General features: G+C 62.1%; 20 protein-coding genes and 1 tRNA gene. 15 read left to right on the top strand and 6 right to left on the bottom strand.

Translation table 11 applies throughout. From position 1 onward, the window contains the following. Positions 1-75: 75 nt before the first annotated feature. From ABUH87_RS12160 to ABUH87_RS12095, 14 genes are read left to right on the top strand one after another with little or no spacing between them, the layout of a single operon-like run. Positions 76-312: a hypothetical protein gene (locus ABUH87_RS12160; RefSeq protein ID WP_367774028.1), complete on the top strand. Its 237-nt coding sequence runs from the start codon at positions 76-78 to the stop codon at positions 310-312. A gap of 26 nt (positions 313-338) precedes the next feature. Then, a complete protein-coding gene (locus tag ABUH87_RS12155) occupies positions 339-1,010 on the top strand; it encodes a hypothetical protein (RefSeq protein ID WP_367774026.1) in 672 nt (223 codons plus the stop codon). Next, positions 1,007-1,291 (top strand): hypothetical protein, encoded by a 285-nt coding sequence (locus ABUH87_RS12150; protein ID WP_367774024.1) that lies wholly within the window; start codon positions 1,007-1,009, stop codon positions 1,289-1,291. Before ABUH87_RS12155 ends, ABUH87_RS12150 begins: the two co-directional genes overlap by 4 nt. Then, positions 1,288-1,773: a DUF1643 domain-containing protein gene (locus ABUH87_RS12145; RefSeq protein ID WP_367774022.1), complete on the top strand. Its 486-nt coding sequence runs from the start codon at positions 1,288-1,290 to the stop codon at positions 1,771-1,773. The genes ABUH87_RS12150 and ABUH87_RS12145 overlap by 4 nt, the downstream gene beginning before the upstream one ends. Continuing rightward, complete coding sequence (locus ABUH87_RS12140; protein ID WP_367774019.1) at positions 1,770-1,940, top strand: hypothetical protein; 171 nt, start codon at positions 1,770-1,772, stop codon at positions 1,938-1,940. Before ABUH87_RS12145 ends, ABUH87_RS12140 begins: the two co-directional genes overlap by 4 nt. Then, the gene (locus ABUH87_RS12135) at positions 1,937-2,104 is read left to right on the top strand and encodes a hypothetical protein (RefSeq protein ID WP_367774016.1); all 168 of its coding nucleotides are present in this window, start codon (positions 1,937-1,939) and stop codon (positions 2,102-2,104) included. Before ABUH87_RS12140 ends, ABUH87_RS12135 begins: the two co-directional genes overlap by 4 nt. Next, the gene (locus ABUH87_RS12130; RefSeq protein ID WP_367774013.1) at positions 2,101-2,280 is read left to right on the top strand and encodes a hypothetical protein; all 180 of its coding nucleotides are present in this window, start codon (positions 2,101-2,103) and stop codon (positions 2,278-2,280) included. The genes ABUH87_RS12135 and ABUH87_RS12130 overlap by 4 nt, the downstream gene beginning before the upstream one ends. Continuing rightward, positions 2,277-3,635 (top strand): DUF4942 domain-containing protein, encoded by a 1,359-nt coding sequence (locus ABUH87_RS12125; RefSeq protein ID WP_367774010.1) that lies wholly within the window; start codon positions 2,277-2,279, stop codon positions 3,633-3,635. The genes ABUH87_RS12130 and ABUH87_RS12125 overlap by 4 nt, the downstream gene beginning before the upstream one ends. Continuing rightward, the gene (locus tag ABUH87_RS12120) at positions 3,632-3,847 is read left to right on the top strand and encodes a hypothetical protein (RefSeq protein ID WP_367774007.1); all 216 of its coding nucleotides are present in this window, start codon (positions 3,632-3,634) and stop codon (positions 3,845-3,847) included. The genes ABUH87_RS12125 and ABUH87_RS12120 overlap by 4 nt, the downstream gene beginning before the upstream one ends. Next, entirely contained in the window at positions 3,844-4,524 is a 681-nt protein-coding gene (locus ABUH87_RS12115; protein ID WP_367774004.1) for a hypothetical protein, read from the top strand. Before ABUH87_RS12120 ends, ABUH87_RS12115 begins: the two co-directional genes overlap by 4 nt. Continuing rightward, positions 4,521-4,886 carry a helix-turn-helix domain-containing protein gene (locus ABUH87_RS12110; RefSeq protein WP_367774001.1) on the top strand — a complete coding sequence of 122 codons (366 nt, stop codon included), beginning with the start codon at positions 4,521-4,523 and terminating at the stop codon, positions 4,884-4,886. Before ABUH87_RS12115 ends, ABUH87_RS12110 begins: the two co-directional genes overlap by 4 nt. After that, positions 4,883-5,194 (top strand): hypothetical protein, encoded by a 312-nt coding sequence (locus ABUH87_RS12105; RefSeq protein WP_367773999.1) that lies wholly within the window; start codon positions 4,883-4,885, stop codon positions 5,192-5,194. Before ABUH87_RS12110 ends, ABUH87_RS12105 begins: the two co-directional genes overlap by 4 nt. After that, entirely contained in the window at positions 5,191-5,373 is a 183-nt protein-coding gene (locus ABUH87_RS12100) for a hypothetical protein (RefSeq protein WP_367773996.1), read from the top strand. Before ABUH87_RS12105 ends, ABUH87_RS12100 begins: the two co-directional genes overlap by 4 nt. After that, positions 5,373-6,527, top strand: coding sequence for a tyrosine-type recombinase/integrase (locus ABUH87_RS12095; RefSeq protein WP_367773994.1), 1,155 nt, complete (start codon positions 5,373-5,375; stop codon positions 6,525-6,527). The genes ABUH87_RS12100 and ABUH87_RS12095 overlap by 1 nt, the downstream gene beginning before the upstream one ends. A 78-nt stretch (positions 6,528-6,605) precedes the next feature. On the opposite strand, the gene ABUH87_RS12090 is transcribed toward ABUH87_RS12095, so the two are convergent. Then, positions 6,606-6,680 (bottom strand) — tRNA-Asn (locus ABUH87_RS12090). Positions 6,681-6,799: 119 nt separating this feature from the next. Then, complete coding sequence (locus ABUH87_RS12085; RefSeq protein ID WP_367773991.1) at positions 6,800-7,582, bottom strand: NAD kinase; 783 nt, start codon at positions 7,580-7,582, stop codon at positions 6,800-6,802. A gap of 110 nt (positions 7,583-7,692) precedes the next feature. On the opposite strand from ABUH87_RS12085, the gene ABUH87_RS12080 reads away from it, so the two are divergent. Beyond that, a complete protein-coding gene (locus tag ABUH87_RS12080) occupies positions 7,693-9,039 on the top strand; it encodes an EAL domain-containing protein (RefSeq protein WP_367773989.1) in 1,347 nt (448 codons plus the stop codon). Here ABUH87_RS12080 and ABUH87_RS12075 read toward each other — a convergent pair. From ABUH87_RS12075 to ABUH87_RS12060, 4 genes are all read right to left on the bottom strand, one after another. Next, on the bottom strand, positions 9,036-10,532 hold the full coding sequence (locus ABUH87_RS12075) for an ArnT family glycosyltransferase (RefSeq protein WP_367773986.1): 1,497 nt from the start codon (positions 10,530-10,532) through the stop codon (positions 9,036-9,038). The genes ABUH87_RS12080 and ABUH87_RS12075 overlap by 4 nt on opposite strands. A gap of 147 nt (positions 10,533-10,679) precedes the next feature. Next, positions 10,680-12,077: a dihydrolipoyl dehydrogenase gene (lpdA, locus tag ABUH87_RS12070; RefSeq protein WP_367773983.1), complete on the bottom strand. Its 1,398-nt coding sequence runs from the start codon at positions 12,075-12,077 to the stop codon at positions 10,680-10,682. 45 nt (positions 12,078-12,122) lie between these two features. Further along, positions 12,123-13,364 (bottom strand): 2-oxoglutarate dehydrogenase complex dihydrolipoyllysine-residue succinyltransferase, encoded by a 1,242-nt coding sequence (odhB, locus tag ABUH87_RS12065; RefSeq protein ID WP_367773981.1) that lies wholly within the window; start codon positions 13,362-13,364, stop codon positions 12,123-12,125. An 8-nt stretch (positions 13,365-13,372) separates the two neighbouring features. Further along, complete coding sequence (locus ABUH87_RS12060; protein ID WP_367773977.1) at positions 13,373-16,210, bottom strand: 2-oxoglutarate dehydrogenase E1 component; 2,838 nt, start codon at positions 16,208-16,210, stop codon at positions 13,373-13,375. Positions 16,211-16,286 lie beyond the last annotated feature (76 nt).

Here is a 16,286-nt window from a genome sequence, read left to right as displayed (position 1 = left end):
ACACGACAGCCACGCCATGCTCAAGAAGCTGAGCGAGGACATCGAAGCTGCCGACATCGAGATTGGGAGGTTCAAGTGAACATTCACCCCGTTGAGCAAACGATCCGCGAGATCGACGTTTTTCTCTCCGGCGAGGAGCTGCATTACTATTCCGTTGGGCGCAGCGATGTCACGCGCATCGAAGCATGCACCAAGCCCGGCTTGCACTGCAATATTCCTTACGTCCGCGTTTGGAAAGGCGACGTTTGCGAGGCCGAGTTCTGTCAGCACAACATCATCGGCGTCTACTTCGAACCGGCAGGTGCAGCATGACGCACACCCCCGAGGCTATCCAAGCCATGACCGATCAAGACGCGAGCGGCGCGATGGAGCAGGCCGTCAAGGTCTGCCCGCAGTGTGATGGAGAAGGCGGCTACCCCGACGGACTGGATGAGGACGCTTGCCATACTGAATGCACTCGATGCGGCAGCAATGGCTGGATCGTTGACTTGGAGGCCCTTCAATCGAGTAGCCGCTCTAATCCCTCCGAACAGCAGGGCGACAAGGCGCTGCAACACGTCGCCTACTTCGACGAGGGCGAGTTCCACTGGATGAGCGGCATCGCGCCGCGTGACTGCGAACTCTACGCAGCATGGCCCCGCAAGCCCGACAAGGCGCTGATGCCCGAGGGAACCATCATGGAGGCAGCACGGCGGGTCCATGCGGCGCACATGGAGATGAAAGGGCCTCTTGCGTGGACTTGGGAAGAAGCAACCAAGTCGTTCTACCGGTCGTTGGCTCTTGCTGCACTAAATTGGCCAGTCGAGGAACGGGCGAACGCTGCGACGGCTGAGCAGGTGGGTGCGCTCAAGGACGTTACGGTCAGTTTGATCGCAGCCGTCTCGTTACTGGAGAAGGGCGGTAAGAAAGCCGCCCCATCCGATCGCATGTTCGGTCAGATGCTCAAGGACTACAAAGCGAGTATCGAGCGAGGACGGGCCGTCTGGCGTGCCCTGGAGGCAGGCCGATGAGACATTCGCACCGCTTCACAGCCGAGATCGACGAGAACGCCACCCTCGCTCACCGCATCGTCACTGAAGGCGCACGGGCTGCTCTGAACATCTGTCTGCGCGATTGCGAGGTGAAGGCGCTTGAGGACGCGGCGCGGGGATACCTCGCCACGGACGGCGATGACGACGGCGATTTTGCTTTCGTTCTCGCCAAGCACTTCGACGAGCCAGAGGGCTACGGCCTGCCTGACGAGGGATGGCGGGGCAGCCATGTGGCTTCGACATGGGGGATGGGCGCATGACGGCGGTTATCTCCGACTGTGGCCGCTATCGGTATCGGCTTGAGCGTGGAGGACACGGTGACGGCGCGACTGCTGTCATCATGGTCAACCCGAGCACCGCAGATGCCGAACAGGACGATGCCACAATCCGCAAGCTCAAAGGGTTTGGCGAGCGCAACCAGTGGGGCCGGATAATTGTCGGCAACTTGTTCGCTTACCGCGCCACCAATGTGCGGGATCTGGGGAAGGTGTCCGATCCTGTCGGCCCTGAGAACGATGACCACCTGTGGCGCATCGTCAGCAGCGTGGATCGTATCGTCGTTGCCTGGGGGCCAGTCAGTAAGCAGCCCAAGTATCAGCGGGCGCGCTTTCGCCGGTTCTTGGCGATTGCCGGTTCGACGCCGATGTTCAGCATCGGGCCGGTCGCGAACTGCGGACATCCTAAGCACCCGTTGATGCTTGGATATGACAACCCGCTCCTTCCTTGGAGCGCTCCAGCATGAAGCACTTTACCGCCCTCGGCACGCCCCTCGCGCTCGATGATGACGATGAGCGCGATTGGTACAGCAACGAGGCCCGCCGCGCAGAGCGTCACCTAGCCAGCCTTTCACCCGAACGCCGCGCCTTTCTGGAGCGGGAATGGAACAACACGAATGGAGGCGCATCATGAGCCGCCGCGACCATCAATTCATCCGCGAGTTTCGCGATCTTCGCAGCGATGCCCTCTGGTGCGATCAACCTGACCTCATCGCGGGCATCTGCGCTCTCTTTGCGGGGTTATTCGCCGCTGTCGCGGTCATGGTCCTCATTTGGTTTGTGGGAGGTGTTTCGTGAGTGCCTATTCCTACCGCTCCTCCAAGCCCTGCCAGAGCATCACCGGCACCCGTACATCTGGCCTGACGTGGACGCAGATCAACGGGCCGCTCCATCGCCGCTCGTCAGCATGGAGGTTTGTCTACGCTATCCCGGTGGCTGTTGCTGCGGGTGTTGTTGCGGGAGTGTTGATGTGAACGCGATCGCACTGCCCACAACCGTGGCTGACATCATCGGCGAGTACGAGGCCAAGGACGCCAGCGTTGAACAAGCCATCGCTGAGTTCGATCAGGCGTTTGACCGTCTCGGAATGGCGATGACGGTGCAGGGCGTGTTCGTCGAGCCTGTCGGGTCCAAGTCCTACCTGCACGCGAATAGCCTGCGCAAGAACCTGCTCAAATCGGGGTGGCGCGCAGTCTACAATCGCCTCCAGATCGAGAGCGTTGCCACGGCGCAGGATAAGAAGCTGTTTGACCAGGCGCTTGCCGATCCGCCGCCGCTCACGCTGGACAACACGAAAGCGACGTTTGGGGATTACCTGACCCGCCCGCGCTTCCATATCTTGCGGGGGTTGGCCGAAGTGTTCACTACGCTGGATCCGGCCTACAAGTCGCACACGAAGGTGCGGATTGGCGTGAAGGGCCTGCCGAAGCGGGTGATCCTGCAAGGCTGGGGCGAGTATAGCTCCAGCTACGCGCGCGATCGCTTCCGCGACATGGTGAATGCTCTGGCGGCCCTGCGCGGGCAACCGGCCTTCGAGTGGTCCGAATGGAGAGCCATCAACTGCGCTAACGATCAAGGCGAGGATGCTGTCCTTGACGGTCGGAGTTACTCAAAGAGCGACCGGTATGGAAAGGTCGAGACGTTCCCAACTGTCGACCGCGGCTTGACAGTTCGCCGGTTCGGCAACGGCAACGCTCATGTGTTCTTCGACAAGTGGGCGCTGCACGACATCAACAAGGCTCTTGCCGAGTTCTACGGCGAAGTGCTGCCGGATGCCGAGCCAGAGGGTGTAAAGCCGAGCGCCAGCACTGCCGTTTCGAAGGACTTGCAGTTCTACTGGACGCCGGAGCCTGTCGTTGCTGAGGCGCTGGAGTTCGCCGGTATCCATGAACGGCGATACTATCACAACAACCCGCCAGCCTTGCGCGTGCTGGAGCCATCATGCGGCGATGGCCGTATTCTCGATGGCATCCGCGCACGCGGGCAGCGGGGCTTTGGCATCGAGTATCATCCGGGCCGAGCGGCAGAGGCGCGGGCGAAAGGCCATGCGGTCCTAACGGCCAATTTCCTTGAGCATCCACCGACGGAAGAGTTCGACGTTGTGGTTATGAACCCGCCGTTCTACGGCAAGCACTACGTTAAGCACGTCAACCACGCGCTGCGCTTCCTGAAGCCCGGCGGCACGCTGGTTTCGATCCTGCCCGCCACAGCCCGCTATGACCACGGCGAGCTTGAAGGCGAGTGGCGAGATTTGCCCGTTGCCAGCTTTGCAGAGGCCGGAACGAACGTGCCGACAGCCATGCTTCGTATCGTTCGGAGGGCAGCATGATCCCCCTCATCCACCGCGAGCTATCCAAAGGCCGCGATCAAGTCCCCGAGCTTACCGAAGAGACCAGCTTTGCAGAATTGCTCTGCTGCCCTCTCGACATGCTCTGCATCAGGCAGGCCATCGAGGAAGAGCACGGCGACATATGCGAGCGGGCTTTTGAACAATGCCAGACCATCGGGGATCTGGTGATGTTGGTGGGGGAAGGGGTGTGAGAGGCCTTGCCGTCATTCTCTTTGCGCGGTCAGGCGTCATGCGCTCCGCCTTCAATGCTGTAGGCTGGGACGCCATCGAGGTGGACACCGCGCCTCCGCAGCGCCTCGGGATGCACTGGCAGGGCAGCGCCTTCGACTTCATGGAGACGCGGATGTGGCGCGCGGCAGACCTTGCTGTCCTGCATCCCGTCTGCACGTACCTGAGCGGCTCCGGCCTGCACTGGAACAAGCGCTCGCATGGAAGGGAAGCCTGCACGCTATGGTCGCTGGATCAGGTGAGGCGTCTTTTTGAGCGCGTCGAACGCGACCGCAAGCCAGCAGTATTCGAGAACCCTGTCGGTATTATCGGCACGAAGATCGAACCATGCACGCAGACGGTGCAGCCGTACCAGTTCGGAGACGACGCGAGCAAGCGCACCTGTCTCTGGATGAAGAACGGACTGCCGCCGCTGACAATCCCCGCCCGCTCAGAATGGGTGCCGGGGCGGTTGGTGGAGCAATCAGGAAAGACCGTCGAGCGATGGGCCAACCAGACAGACAGCGGACAGAACCGCCTCGGACCGTCCGAGGAACGCGCTGGCATGAGGTCCGAGACCTATCCGGGCATTGCCGCTGCGATCGCTCGGCAGATGACGGCGCACCTGGAACAGCAATTGCCACTTCTGGAGGCAGCATGACCCAACCGTTAACCCATTCGGATATGCGGCGCCTGTGGCGTGACGGGGAGAGGCAGCCTGACATGGCTGCATTCCAACGCCGGATCAAAGAAACCCGCGCCGCGCGAAAGATGACCTTGGATGAAGTGGCCGAAGCTTCTGGCTTCACCAAGTCCCACGTTTGGGAACTGGAGCGCGGCAAGTCACGCAATCCGACCGTACGTGCGGTGTGGTCACTTGCTCATGCGCTTGGCGTTTCGCCCGCATACCTTCTCGGATTGGATGACGCCACGTCTGATCTTGATCCACTCGCTCATCAGGTGGCGACCCTCATCAGCGCGGAGATTGCGCGCAGGGAGCGTATCGGGGAGAGGCAGGGATGATCGACTGGTATCGCCTACTGCCGACATACTCGACCCAGAATAGCCCGACCTGCGAGAAATGGGATCGCCTGCTTAACGATCTTCTCGACATGGAAGATCCGGTCATGATCAACGGCAACCGGTGCACCATATGCGGGTTCGAGGTTTGGACCGGCAACTGGCCCTACGCCTACGGTTCGCTAGGCTGGCCTCCAGCGCCACTCCCTCGTGTGGCTACTCGCAAGCGCCTGAGAAAAGCCTTGGGAGAACGGAAATACCCGGAGGTGGAAGCCTTCGTACGCGATGTGATGGGGGAGAGGCAGGGATGAGTGCGCCAGCGCGTATCAGTCAGGCTGATATTGAGCGAGCCGCGAAGGTGGCGCAGAAGACGTGGAAGTCCTCTGGCGTGCCGATGCGCGTTGTCCTCGACTTGAAGAACAAACGTATCGAATTGATCGTCGGCGATGCTGGCGCGGCACCCGCTATGAACGAATGGGATGACGAGTAATGCCCCGCAAGCGCGCTGGCACGAACCGCTTTCTGCCGAAGTATGTCAGCAAGTTTGAAAGCCAGCATGGCACAGTGCGCTATCGCTTTCGCCGCGCCGGTTATCCGACCGGGTACTTCACGGCCAAACTTGGCACTGAGGAGTTTCGCGCGGAATATGAGGCGTTCAACAATCCGGGCAAGATCGATAAGCCTGCACCGTCTAGCCGCGCTAAGCCAGGGACGCTGGACGACCTGCTTGACCGCTACATGAGCGTACCGGAGCGGCTTGGGCCTTCATCGGTGACGCAGCAGAAGATCCGCGCTGTCCTGGAAGACTTTCGCAACGGTGATAAGCCGCGCGGCCATCGTCAGGTCTCGACGATCACCTTTGAGGCGATAGACAAGATCATCGCAAAGAAGATGGTCAAGACCGGCACCGGCAATAAGACAAAGGGCGGCCTGCACGCGGCGCGTAAGCTGCGCAAGGAGCTGGTGCGGCTGTTCGACTTCGCGATGAAGTCCGGCATGATCGACAAGAACCCGGCGAGCTTAGCGGGTAAGGTGAAAGCCCCGGCAGGCGAAAGGTCGCACGGCTTCCACACTTGGACCGAAGAAGAGATTATGCAGTACCGCGCGTATCACAAGCTCGGTACTCGCGAGCGGCTTGCCATGGAACTCGCGCTCTGGACGGATCAGCGCCGTTCGGACGTGGTGACGATGGGCATGGCGCAGGTCAAGAATGGGCGCCTGCCTGTCTCTCAGGAGAAGACCGGGGAGACCCTTTGGCTTCCTATCGCTGCGCAACTACTGGAAGCTATCGTGGCCATGCCTCCACAGGACACGAGCCCGTTCTGTTTTCTCATCACTGAACGCGGGCGCCCCTTCAAAAGTGCGGCCAGTTTTGGCGTGTGGTTCAAAAAGGCGTGTGTTGCTGCTGGTCTGCCGCATTGCACGATGCATGGCCTGCGCAAGGCGACCCTGCGCCGCATGGCGGAACTTCGGATGACCAACAAGGACATGAAGTCCGTGAGCGGACAGCGCAGCGACAAGACGCTCGCTCGCTACATCGAGAAAGCAGACCAAGCCGCCCTTGCCGACTCAGCGATGGCTCAGCTCTCCGCATGGGAAAAGAGCGTGATGGAAACAGAGGAAAAGGCCGTCGCTAATGATTGAGAATGTCTCACCTGTTGTTTAGAGTGAGACATTAGCGCGGCTGAAACCAGCAGATTAGCGAGATTTTATGGAAGAAACTGGCTCCCCGAGTAGGATTCGAACCTACGGCCATTCGATTAACAGTCGAATGCTCTACCGCTGAGCTATCGGGGAGCGGCCTAAGGCGTTGCCGCCCTGGGCAGGGGTGCGCGTATAGCAGCCTGGATTCGTTTGGCAAGGGAGATTGGTTCAGAAATCCGATTGTTTGCCGCGCGATGATGCAGGTAAGGTGTTCAGACCTGAAATTGCTCGGAAAAAATGCGTTCCTCTAAACTCGATCCCGGATCGAAAAGCAGGGTCAGTTCCTTCTTCTGCGATGCCACGATTCGCACGTCCCGTACCTCGCGCACTTCCTTCTGGTCGGCGACGGCGGCGACCGGACGCTTGCCGGGTTCAAGGATGCGGAATTCTACTTCAGCGCTCTCGGGCAGGATCGCGCCCTTCCAGCGACGGGGACGGAATGGGCTGAGCGGCGTGAGCGCAAGCATGCGCGAGCCTAAAGGCAGGATGGGGCCCCCAGCGGAGAGATTATAGGCCGTTGATCCTGCGGGAGTGGCAAGCAGTATTCCGTCGCCTGCCAGTTCCTCCATCCGCACCTTGCCGTTGATGCGCACTTCCAGCTTGGCCGTCTGCCGCGTTTCACGCAGTAGCGAGACTTCGTTGATCGCGTAGTAGCAGAATTCCTGCCCGCCCTGGGTGGTGACGTACACCTCCAGCGGCCGTACCGCGACCGGGTGGGCGTCTGCTACACGGCAGCCGATCGAGCGGCCATTGTGATGGGTGTCGTTCATCAGGAAGCCGACGGTGCCGAGATTCAGGCCGTAGCAGGGCAGCATGCGGTCCCACTTCAGCATTTCGTGCAGCACGTGCAGGAGAAACCCGTCTCCGCCGACCACAACCAGCGCGTCGGCATCGGCGGGTGCTACCCAGTCATGAAGCTGCCGCAGTGTCTCGGCGCCCTTCTGCGCCTTGGGGCTGTCAGAGACGACCAGCGCCAGCTTGCGTTCCTCGCTCATCGATCACCCTTGCTGCCGAAGCTCGGCACGGTTCCGTCGTCCCACCTTGAAGCGGTGGGCTGTCTAATTTGGAAGTGTTTGGCAAGCGCTTTTGCGGCTATGGACGTGTGATGCGCGCGGAAGGCCAACAAGCACACACACCTGAGGAGCGCGGAGAAAGCGCAGAGGACGAGCGCCGCTCGCCCGTGGGACCTGCCGCTGGCCTGGACTCGCTGCGCGATCGTATCACCGAGTGGATGGGCCGCGAAGGGATCGATCCGGAGCGCGCACCGTTGCAGGCGATGCTCGTCGGGCTGCGGCGTCTCGACGCTGTGAACCTTGCATATGGAGAGGCGGCAGGTGACGGCGCGCTCGAGGAAGTTGCCGCGCGCATTGGCGGGTTCGCAGCCGGTGAACTGGACGGGCACTGGCTGGTGGCCCGTGCCGGTGGCGGATCCTTCCTGTTGCTGACAGCAGAAGAGTGCAGCCGAGAGCGTTGGCAACTTGTGGCCGGTGAGCTCGGCGAGGCGATCGCCCGGCCCCTTGCAGTGCCTGAGGGCGTCTTGCGACTGTCTCCGCGCATCGGGCTGGTGCGCATGCTCAGCGGTGAAACCGTGGATTCTATGCTGGACCGGCTGGGTCAGGCTCTGAGCGCAGCGGCATTGCAGCAGGGTGCGCGGCTGGTGTGGGCCAGCGGTGAAAAGACGCCGCACGGTCGTTCCTCGTCTCAACTGGAAGTTGACCTGCTCGGCGCCATTGACCGGGACGAGATCGAGGTGCTGTTTCAGCCGCAATTCAGTCTCCCCGATGACCGGCTGGTGGGTGCGGAGGCTTTGGCGCGCTGGAATCATCCGGAACTGGGCAGAGTGGGGGCAGGGGCGCTATTCGCTATCGCCGAGCGGACCGACCACGTCGCGCCGTTGTCCCGCCATATCGCCAGCCGCGCCCTCGATGTGGCATGCAGCTGGCCGGCCAGTCTGCGCCTCTCTCTCAACATCACGCCCGCCGACCTCGCATTCGGGAGCTACGCGCGGCACCTGCTGGACCGACTGCGGGAGACCGGCTTCCCGCCTCACCGCCTGACGCTGGAAGTTACCGAACAGTCGCTGATCGGAGATGTGCGCCACGCAGCGCAGATCATGGCGGAGTTCTCTGCCAACGGGATCCGCATGGCGCTCGACGATTTCGGCGCGGGTTTCTGCAACTTCCGATATCTCAAAGTGCTGCCGCTCCATTACCTCAAACTGGACCGGGCAATGGTCGAGGGCATCGGGCGGGATCGGCGGGACCGTGCCGTGCTGCGCGCGATTGTTGCCATGGCGCAGGCGCTCGATCTTCAGGTGATCGCAGAGGGGATCGAGACAGAGGCCCAGCGCACGAGTGTCGAGACGGAGGGCTGCGCTTACTACCAAGGATTCCTGCGTGCGCGTCCGATGAGCGCGGATGCATTCGGCAGGCTCGTAGCGAAAGCGCGCTAGCGCCGACGGTATACCAGAACGTCTCCGAAGCGGGCATCCAGAGAGTAGTGAGCGGAGAGCCAGCTGTCGATATCCGCTCCATCGTCACGCACCCAGGCCACCCCCTTGCCGGCCGCATCGGTGACGACATACTTTGGTTTGAGGCTCATCAGGCGCGCGACCTCGTTCCTGCCGACGTAATCATGCTCGGCAAGCGTGTCGATGATCGCGTGCCGAGCGAGATTGTCCGGGTGAACCGAGGCGCGGGACAATTGCGGCGCATCCAGGAACCAATGAATGAGGTGTTTGTGGAGCGCCCAGACAGCGGGCGTGGATTTCTCATGCGCCCGAATGTGGCTCGCGGCTTCGGCTATATCGCACGGGCTGCTGTAGGTGGAGCGGGCTCGGGAGACTGACGCCGAAAGGGCAGCGGCAAGTGGCAAGAGCACGAGAAGCACTGCAAGCCAGCGGGTCGTCCGGCCTCTCTGTACCGCGCCTTTCACTGCCACTGCGGCAAAGCACCCTGCGAAGGGCATGAGTTGAAGCCAGTAATGGGGGTAGGCGGCGCCTCCTATCAGGAGCGAGCAGGCGACGGCGGCCAGTCCCACCGCCCCGGTCATCAGCATCCAGCGATGCGCGTCCTCAGCAGTGCTCAGCATGCGGGGTATAGCGACGCCAGTGCCGCACAGTAGAAGAAGGACCGCCGGAGCAAAGAGCAGTGGGGTGTCCACAAGCGTATAGTAGAATTGCACGGCATGCTGGCTGGCCACCTCGGGCACGGTCAGCTGACCTGAATAGGCGAGCGGGACATCGACCATTGCAAGCCGAAGAGTCGATAGCTCTCCGGCGGCCGCGTAGGCGAGCAACAACAAGAGCGGCGGCACTAGGCCGGCGAGACCGTAGGCGAGCCATGCTGTGCGGCTCACGCACAAGCGCGGCGATCGCGCAGCAAGGAGCAGCAGCAAGCCGAAGGCGAGGGCCACGAGCGCCAAGTTGGTGCGGGTAAGCACTGCCAATGCAACCAGAACGCCGCCGAGGGCAGCATCACGATCGGCGAGCGGGTGCCGGGACAACCGCCATACGGCCGCACTGAGGAAGGCAATTGCAGGAAGTTCTGAACTGGTCGCCAAGCCGAACGGGGCCGAAGCAAGCGCAACGGTCAGAAGAGCTCCTGCCAAGGCGGGCCAATCGCCCACGGACCTGCGCGTGATGAGAAAGACGAGGACGGCGCTCGTGAAGACGCAAAGCGCCCCCAGCAATCGGATGGCCAGCAGGCTCTTTCCGAACAGTGCAATCGTGGCGCCGAAGGCAAAGAAGACCAGCGGTGGTTTGAGGTCGAACTGGTGGACGAAGGGAAGATGGCCTCGGGCGACGTCCGCACCCATGAGGATGAAGCTCCATTCATCCCAGTCGATCTGCTCGCCCCAGAAGCTACCGGCTCGGAGCAGGAGCGTTATCGCAGCGATAAACCCAACAGGTGTCAGGAGCCGGAGAGAGTTGACGCGAACAGCCACGCCATTGCTCTAGACCCAAATGCTTGCCAACCGGTAAGCTACCGGTCCCGCCCGGTCGTGTGCGAGACCGGTTCGTTGCGATAGGACCGCCCTCCCAGGCTTCTCCATGGAGCTGGGAAAGGGGAGGGCGGCGCCTTCAACGTAACGTCAGGTGTGGATCGGTTTGCCCGTTACAGCCATCGCGGCTTCCTTGATCGCTTCCGAGTGTGTCGGGTGCGCATGGCAGGTATAGGCGATGTCCTCGCTGGTCGCGCCAAACTCCATCGCCTGTGCAGCCTGCGCGATCATCGTACCGGCGACGGAGGCAATGCACCAGACGCCCAGCACCCGGTCAGTCTCCGCGTCGGCAATGATCTTCACGAAGCCATCGGGCTCGTGATTGGTCTTGGCACGTGAGTTCGCGAGCATCGGGAACTTGCCGACCTTGACCGGGCCGCGCTCCTTCGCTGCTTCCTCGGTCAGGCCGACGCCGGCGAACTCAGGCATGGTGTAAACCACGCCGGGAATGACATCGTGGTTCACGATGCCCGTCATCCCTGCGATGTTCTCGGCGACGGCGATGCCCTCGTCCTCTGCCTTGTGCGCAAGCATAGGTCCTGGGATTACGTCGCCGATAGCCCACACGCCGTCCACCTTGGTGGCAAAGTCGTGATCGGTCTCGATCTGGCCGCGCTGGTTGGTAGCGAGGCCGATCTTCTCCAGCCCCAGGCCATCGGTATTCGGGCGCCTTCCGATAGAAACCAGCACGACGTCTGCTTCCAGCTTCTCCGCGTCGCCGCCCGCAGCAGGCTCGACGGTGATCGTGGCTTTCTTGCCCTTTACGGACACGCCGGTCACCTTGGTGCCGAGCTTCAGCGTCATGCCCTGCTTCTTGAAGATCTTGGCAGCTTCCTTGCGCACGTCCCCGTCCATGCCGGGAAGGAGCTGATCCAGGAACTCCACGACGGTCACGTCCGCGCCAAGCCTGCGCCAGACGGAGCCCAGCTCAAGGCCGATCACACCACCGCCGATGACCACCATCTTGCCGGGGACCGCAGGCAGCTCAAGAGCGCCAGTGCTGTCGACCACGATGCCCTTGCCGTTGTCGATCTCAACGCCGGGCAGGGGGGTGACAGTGGAGCCAGTGGCAATCACGATGTTCTTGGCGGAGACCGCTTTGTCGCCCACTTTGACGGTGTGCGCATCCTCGAAGGCCGCATAGCCTTTGAGCCAGTCCACCTTGTTCTTCTTGAACAGGAACTCGATACCGCCCGTCAGGCCTTTCACCGCATCGCGACGCTGGGCGTGCATGATCTCAAGATCCAGCTCTGGCGTGACCTTGATGCCCATCTTGGCCATCGCACCGTTCGCAGCCGCATCGAAGAATTCCGAAGCGTGAAGCATCGCCTTCGAGGGAATGCAGCCCACGTTGAGGCAGGTTCCGCCCAGTGTCTCGCGACCTTCTGCACACGCGGTCTTCAGACCCAGCTGCGCCGCGCGAATGGCCGCGACATAACCGCCGGGTCCGGCACCGATGACAAGCACGTCGTAGTCGTATTCAGCCATGGAAGGCTCCAGCTCTTTCTTTTCGCGTGAGTGACGGATCTCGCGTCAAAGGTCGATCAGCAGGCGTGTGGGATCCTCGATTGCTTCCTTGATGATCTTGAGCGCCGTCACCGCTTCCCGACCGTCGATCAGGCGGTGATCGTAGGAGAGGGCGATGTACATCATCGGACGCACCACCACCTGGCCATCGCGGACAACCGGACGGTCCTCGATGCGGTGAAGGCCCAGCACGGCAGACTGCGGCGGGTTGATGATCGGGGTGCTCATCAGCGAACCGAACACGCCGCCGTTGGAGATCGTGAAGGTACCGCCCTTCATGTCTTCCATGGTGAGAGTGCCGTCCTTCGCCTTCTTGCCGAACTCGGCGATCGACTTCTCGATACCGGCGAACGACAGCTTGTCGCAATCCTTGACGACCGGAACGACCAGGCCCTGCGGTGCAGAGACCGCCACCGAAATGTCGACGTAGTCGTGGTACACGATCTCGTCGCCTTCGATGTAGGCGTTGGCGGCAGGGATGTCCTTGAGGGCCAGCACCGAAGCCTTGGCGAAAAAGCTCATGAACCCGAGCCGGATGCCGTGCTTCTTCTCGAAGGCGTCCTTGTAGCTATTGCGCGCCGCAATCACTGCCGTCATGTCGACGTCGTTGAACGTGGTCAGCAGCGCTGCCGTGTCCTGCGCGCTCTTGAGGCGCTTGGCGACTGTCTGGCGCAGGCGCGTCATGCGGACCCGCTCCTCGCGGCGTTCAGCCGCGGCTGCAGGCGCCGGCGCCTGAGCGGAACCGGCAGGTTCGGCCTGCGCGGTTTTTGCCTGCGCCGCTGCCAGAACGTCATCCTTGGTGATGCGACCGTCCTTGCCGGTGCCTTTCACCTTGCTCGGATCGATGCCGTATTCAAGCACCGCGCGACGGACCGCTGGCGACAGCACTGAAGCGCCCGCCGCAGGCTCTTCGCTTGCCGATGGGGCAGGAGCCGAAGAACCGGACGCAGGGGCCTGCTGACCCGCCGTAGCTGAAGGGTCAGCCTTCTTCGCCGCCGGAGCAGCGCCTGCACCGTCCTCGATCGTGGCGATCAGGGCGCCGACCGTTACGGTCTCGCCTTCCTTGGCGATATGCTCGCCCATGACGCCCGCCTGAGGGGCCATGACGTCAATCGCGACCTTGTCGGTCTCGAGGCTGGCAATCGGCTCATCGGCGGCGACCGCCTCCCCGGGTTGCTTCAGCCATTGGCCGATAGTGGCTTCGGAGACGGACTCGCCGAGAGTGGGAACCTTGACTTCACTGGACATCGTTTATCTCAAGCCTTCTGCTTGCGACGGATTTCGGACCGGACCGAGAGGCCCAGGGCGTCGGCAACAAGTGCAGCCTGCTCGGAGGCATGCCGCTTTGCAAGGCCGGTCGCGGGCGAGGCGGAGGCAGTACGGCCCGCGTAACGCGGACGCCCTACCTTGATTCCGGCCTGCTCGGCGGCTTCTTCGATTTGTGAGGCGACGAAGAACCAGGCACCATTGTTGCGCGGCTCCTCCTGGCACCAGACGATCTCTTCCAGATTGGTCATGCGCGACAGGCGCAGAGCCAGAGGCTCACCCGGGAACGGGTAGAGCTGCTCGATCCGGATGATCTGCACATCGTCGATCTCTGCCGCATCCCGTGCTTCCAGGAGATCGTAGGCGACCTTGCCCGAGCACAGCACCACTCTCTTCGTGGCCTTGTCCTCAGCCGCCTTCGGGTCCGAGAGGATGCGGAAGAAATGCGCGCCGGTAAAATCGGACGCCTGCGACTTCGCCAGCGGGTGACGAAGCAGGGACTTGGGCGTCATGATGATCAGCGGCTTGCGGAAGGGACGGTGCATCTGCCGGCGCAGGACGTGGAAGTAATTTGCCGGCGTGGTGATGTTGCACACCTGGATGTTATCCTGGGCGCAAAGCTGCAGGAACCGCTCAAGACGGGCTGACGAGTGCTCCGGCCCCTGACCCTCGTAGCCATGGGGAAGGAGCATCACGAGGCCGTTTGCCCGCAGCCACTTGGCTTCTGCCGCAGCGACGTACTGATCAATGATGATCTGCGCACCGTTCGCGAAGTCGCCGAACTGCGCTTCCCAAAGAACGAGAGTCTTCGGGTCCGCGCTGGCGTAGCCATACTCGAACCCCAGGACGCCGTATTCCGACAGCGTGGAGTCCAGGACCTCGAAGCGGCCATGCGGAACGCTGTCGAGCGGGACGTACTTATGCTCGGTGGTCTGGTCTACCCAGACGGCGTGGCGCTGACTGAACGTCCCGCGACCGGAGTCCTGACCAGACAGGCGCACGGAGTACCCCTCGGAGACGAGACTGCCGAACGCGAGTGCCTCCGCCGTGGCCCAGTCGAACCCTTCGCCGGACTTGAACATCTCGCGCTTCGCGTCCAGCACGCGGCCCAGCGTCCTGTGGATCGTCAGGTCGTCGGGAACGGTCGTCAGCGTGCGACCCAGGCTTTCGAACAGCTTGGGCTCGATGTTGGTGTCGATGTTGCGGCGCGCCGTCTCGGGATCAGCGGGCTTGTGAAAGCCGCTCCACTGACCACCGAACCAGTCGGCCTCGTTCGCCTGGTAGCTCTTCGCGGCCTCGAACTGTTCTTCAAGATATGCGGTGAAGCCAGACTCCGTCTCCGCGACAAAAGCATCCTCGATGACGCCGTCATCCTTGAGGCGCTTCGCATAGATCGCGCTTACCGCCGGATGCTGCTTGATCTTCGCGTACATCAGCGGCTGCGTGAAGCTTGGCTCATCGCCCTCGTTATGGCCGAATCGGCGATAGCACCACATGTCGATGACGATGTCGCGACCGAAAGTCTGACGATAATCGATCGCCAGCTTGCAGCAGAAGGTCACCGCAGCCGGATCATCGCCGTTAACGTGCAGGATCGGTGCTTGAACGCCCTTGGCAACATCGGAAGGGTATGGGGATTTGCGCGCGAACTGTGGGCTCGTCGTGAACCCGATCTGGTTGTTGATGACGAAGTGGATGCAGCCGCCCGTGTTGTAGCCTTTCACACCCGACAGGCCGAAGCACTCCCAGACGACGCCCTGGCCGGCGAAGGCAGCATCCCCGTGGATCAGGACCGGAAGCACCTGCTTGTGCTTGGCACCTGCGCCGATGTCGTCACCAATGTCGTCCTGCAATGTTTGATACGCGCGGACCTTGCCGAGTACCACCGGGTTGACCGTTTCCAAGTGGCTGGGGTTCGGCATCAGGCTCATGTGAACCTTGATCCCGTCGAACTCGCGATCGGTAGAGGTGCCCAGGTGATACTTGACGTCACCCGACCCGCCGACGTCCTCGGGGTTGGCCGTGCCGCCCGAGAACTCGTGGAAGATGACCTTGTAGGGCTTGGCCATGACATTGGCGAGCACGTTGAGGCGGCCGCGATGCGCCATGCCGTAAACGATCTCGCGCACGCCGAGCTGGCCGCCATACTTGATCACGGCTTCCAGCGCCGGAATCATGGATTCGCCGCCATCCAGACCAAAGCGCTTGGTGCCGACGTACTTCTTGCCCAGGAACTTCTCGTACTGCTCGCCACGGATCACAGCCTGGAGGATCGCCTTTTTCCCCTCGGGCGTGAACTCGATTTCCTTGTCGGCCCCTTCCATGCGGTCCTGGAGGAAACGGCGCTCCTCCACGTCAGCGATGTGCATGTATTCGAGGCCGACCTTGCCGCAGTAGTTCGCGCGAAGGATCTGCACGATCTCGCGTACCGTGCACCACTCAAGGCCAAGGTTGCCGCCGATATAGACGGGCCGGTCCTGAGCCGCACCGACGAAGCCGTGGTACTCGGGCGTGAGATCTTCGGGCTGCGGACGCTGTGAAAGGCCAAGGGGGTCAAGGTCAGCCGCGAGATGACCGCGCACGCGATATGTGCGGATCAGCATCATTGCGCGGATGGAATCCGCCGCTGCTTCCTCTATGCGCCCTTCATCAATGGGAGTTCCGGCCTTCTTGGCGGACTTCTCGATGCGAGCCTTTAGCGTGGTGGGGTCCAGCGCCTGGGTGAGTTCGTCCTCATGCTGCCCCCCCACGATGGGCCAGTTGCTGCGTTGCCAGCTCGGCCCCGGCTGTGGATCGTCGGGGAAGAAGTCGAACGTTTCGTTGCCCATGGCAATGACCTTTCCGCGCCGGGAGATATTCCCGGCGCTACGAACCAATCACTTTGCGGGCTCTGCGGTTTCCCGG

Source organism: Novosphingobium rhizovicinum (genome assembly GCF_040813635.1).
GTDB lineage: Bacteria > Pseudomonadota > Alphaproteobacteria > Sphingomonadales > Sphingomonadaceae > Novosphingobium > Novosphingobium rhizovicinum.
The sequence above is the reverse complement of the archived record's forward strand: the minus strand, read 5'-3'. Positions and strand labels throughout refer to the sequence as shown.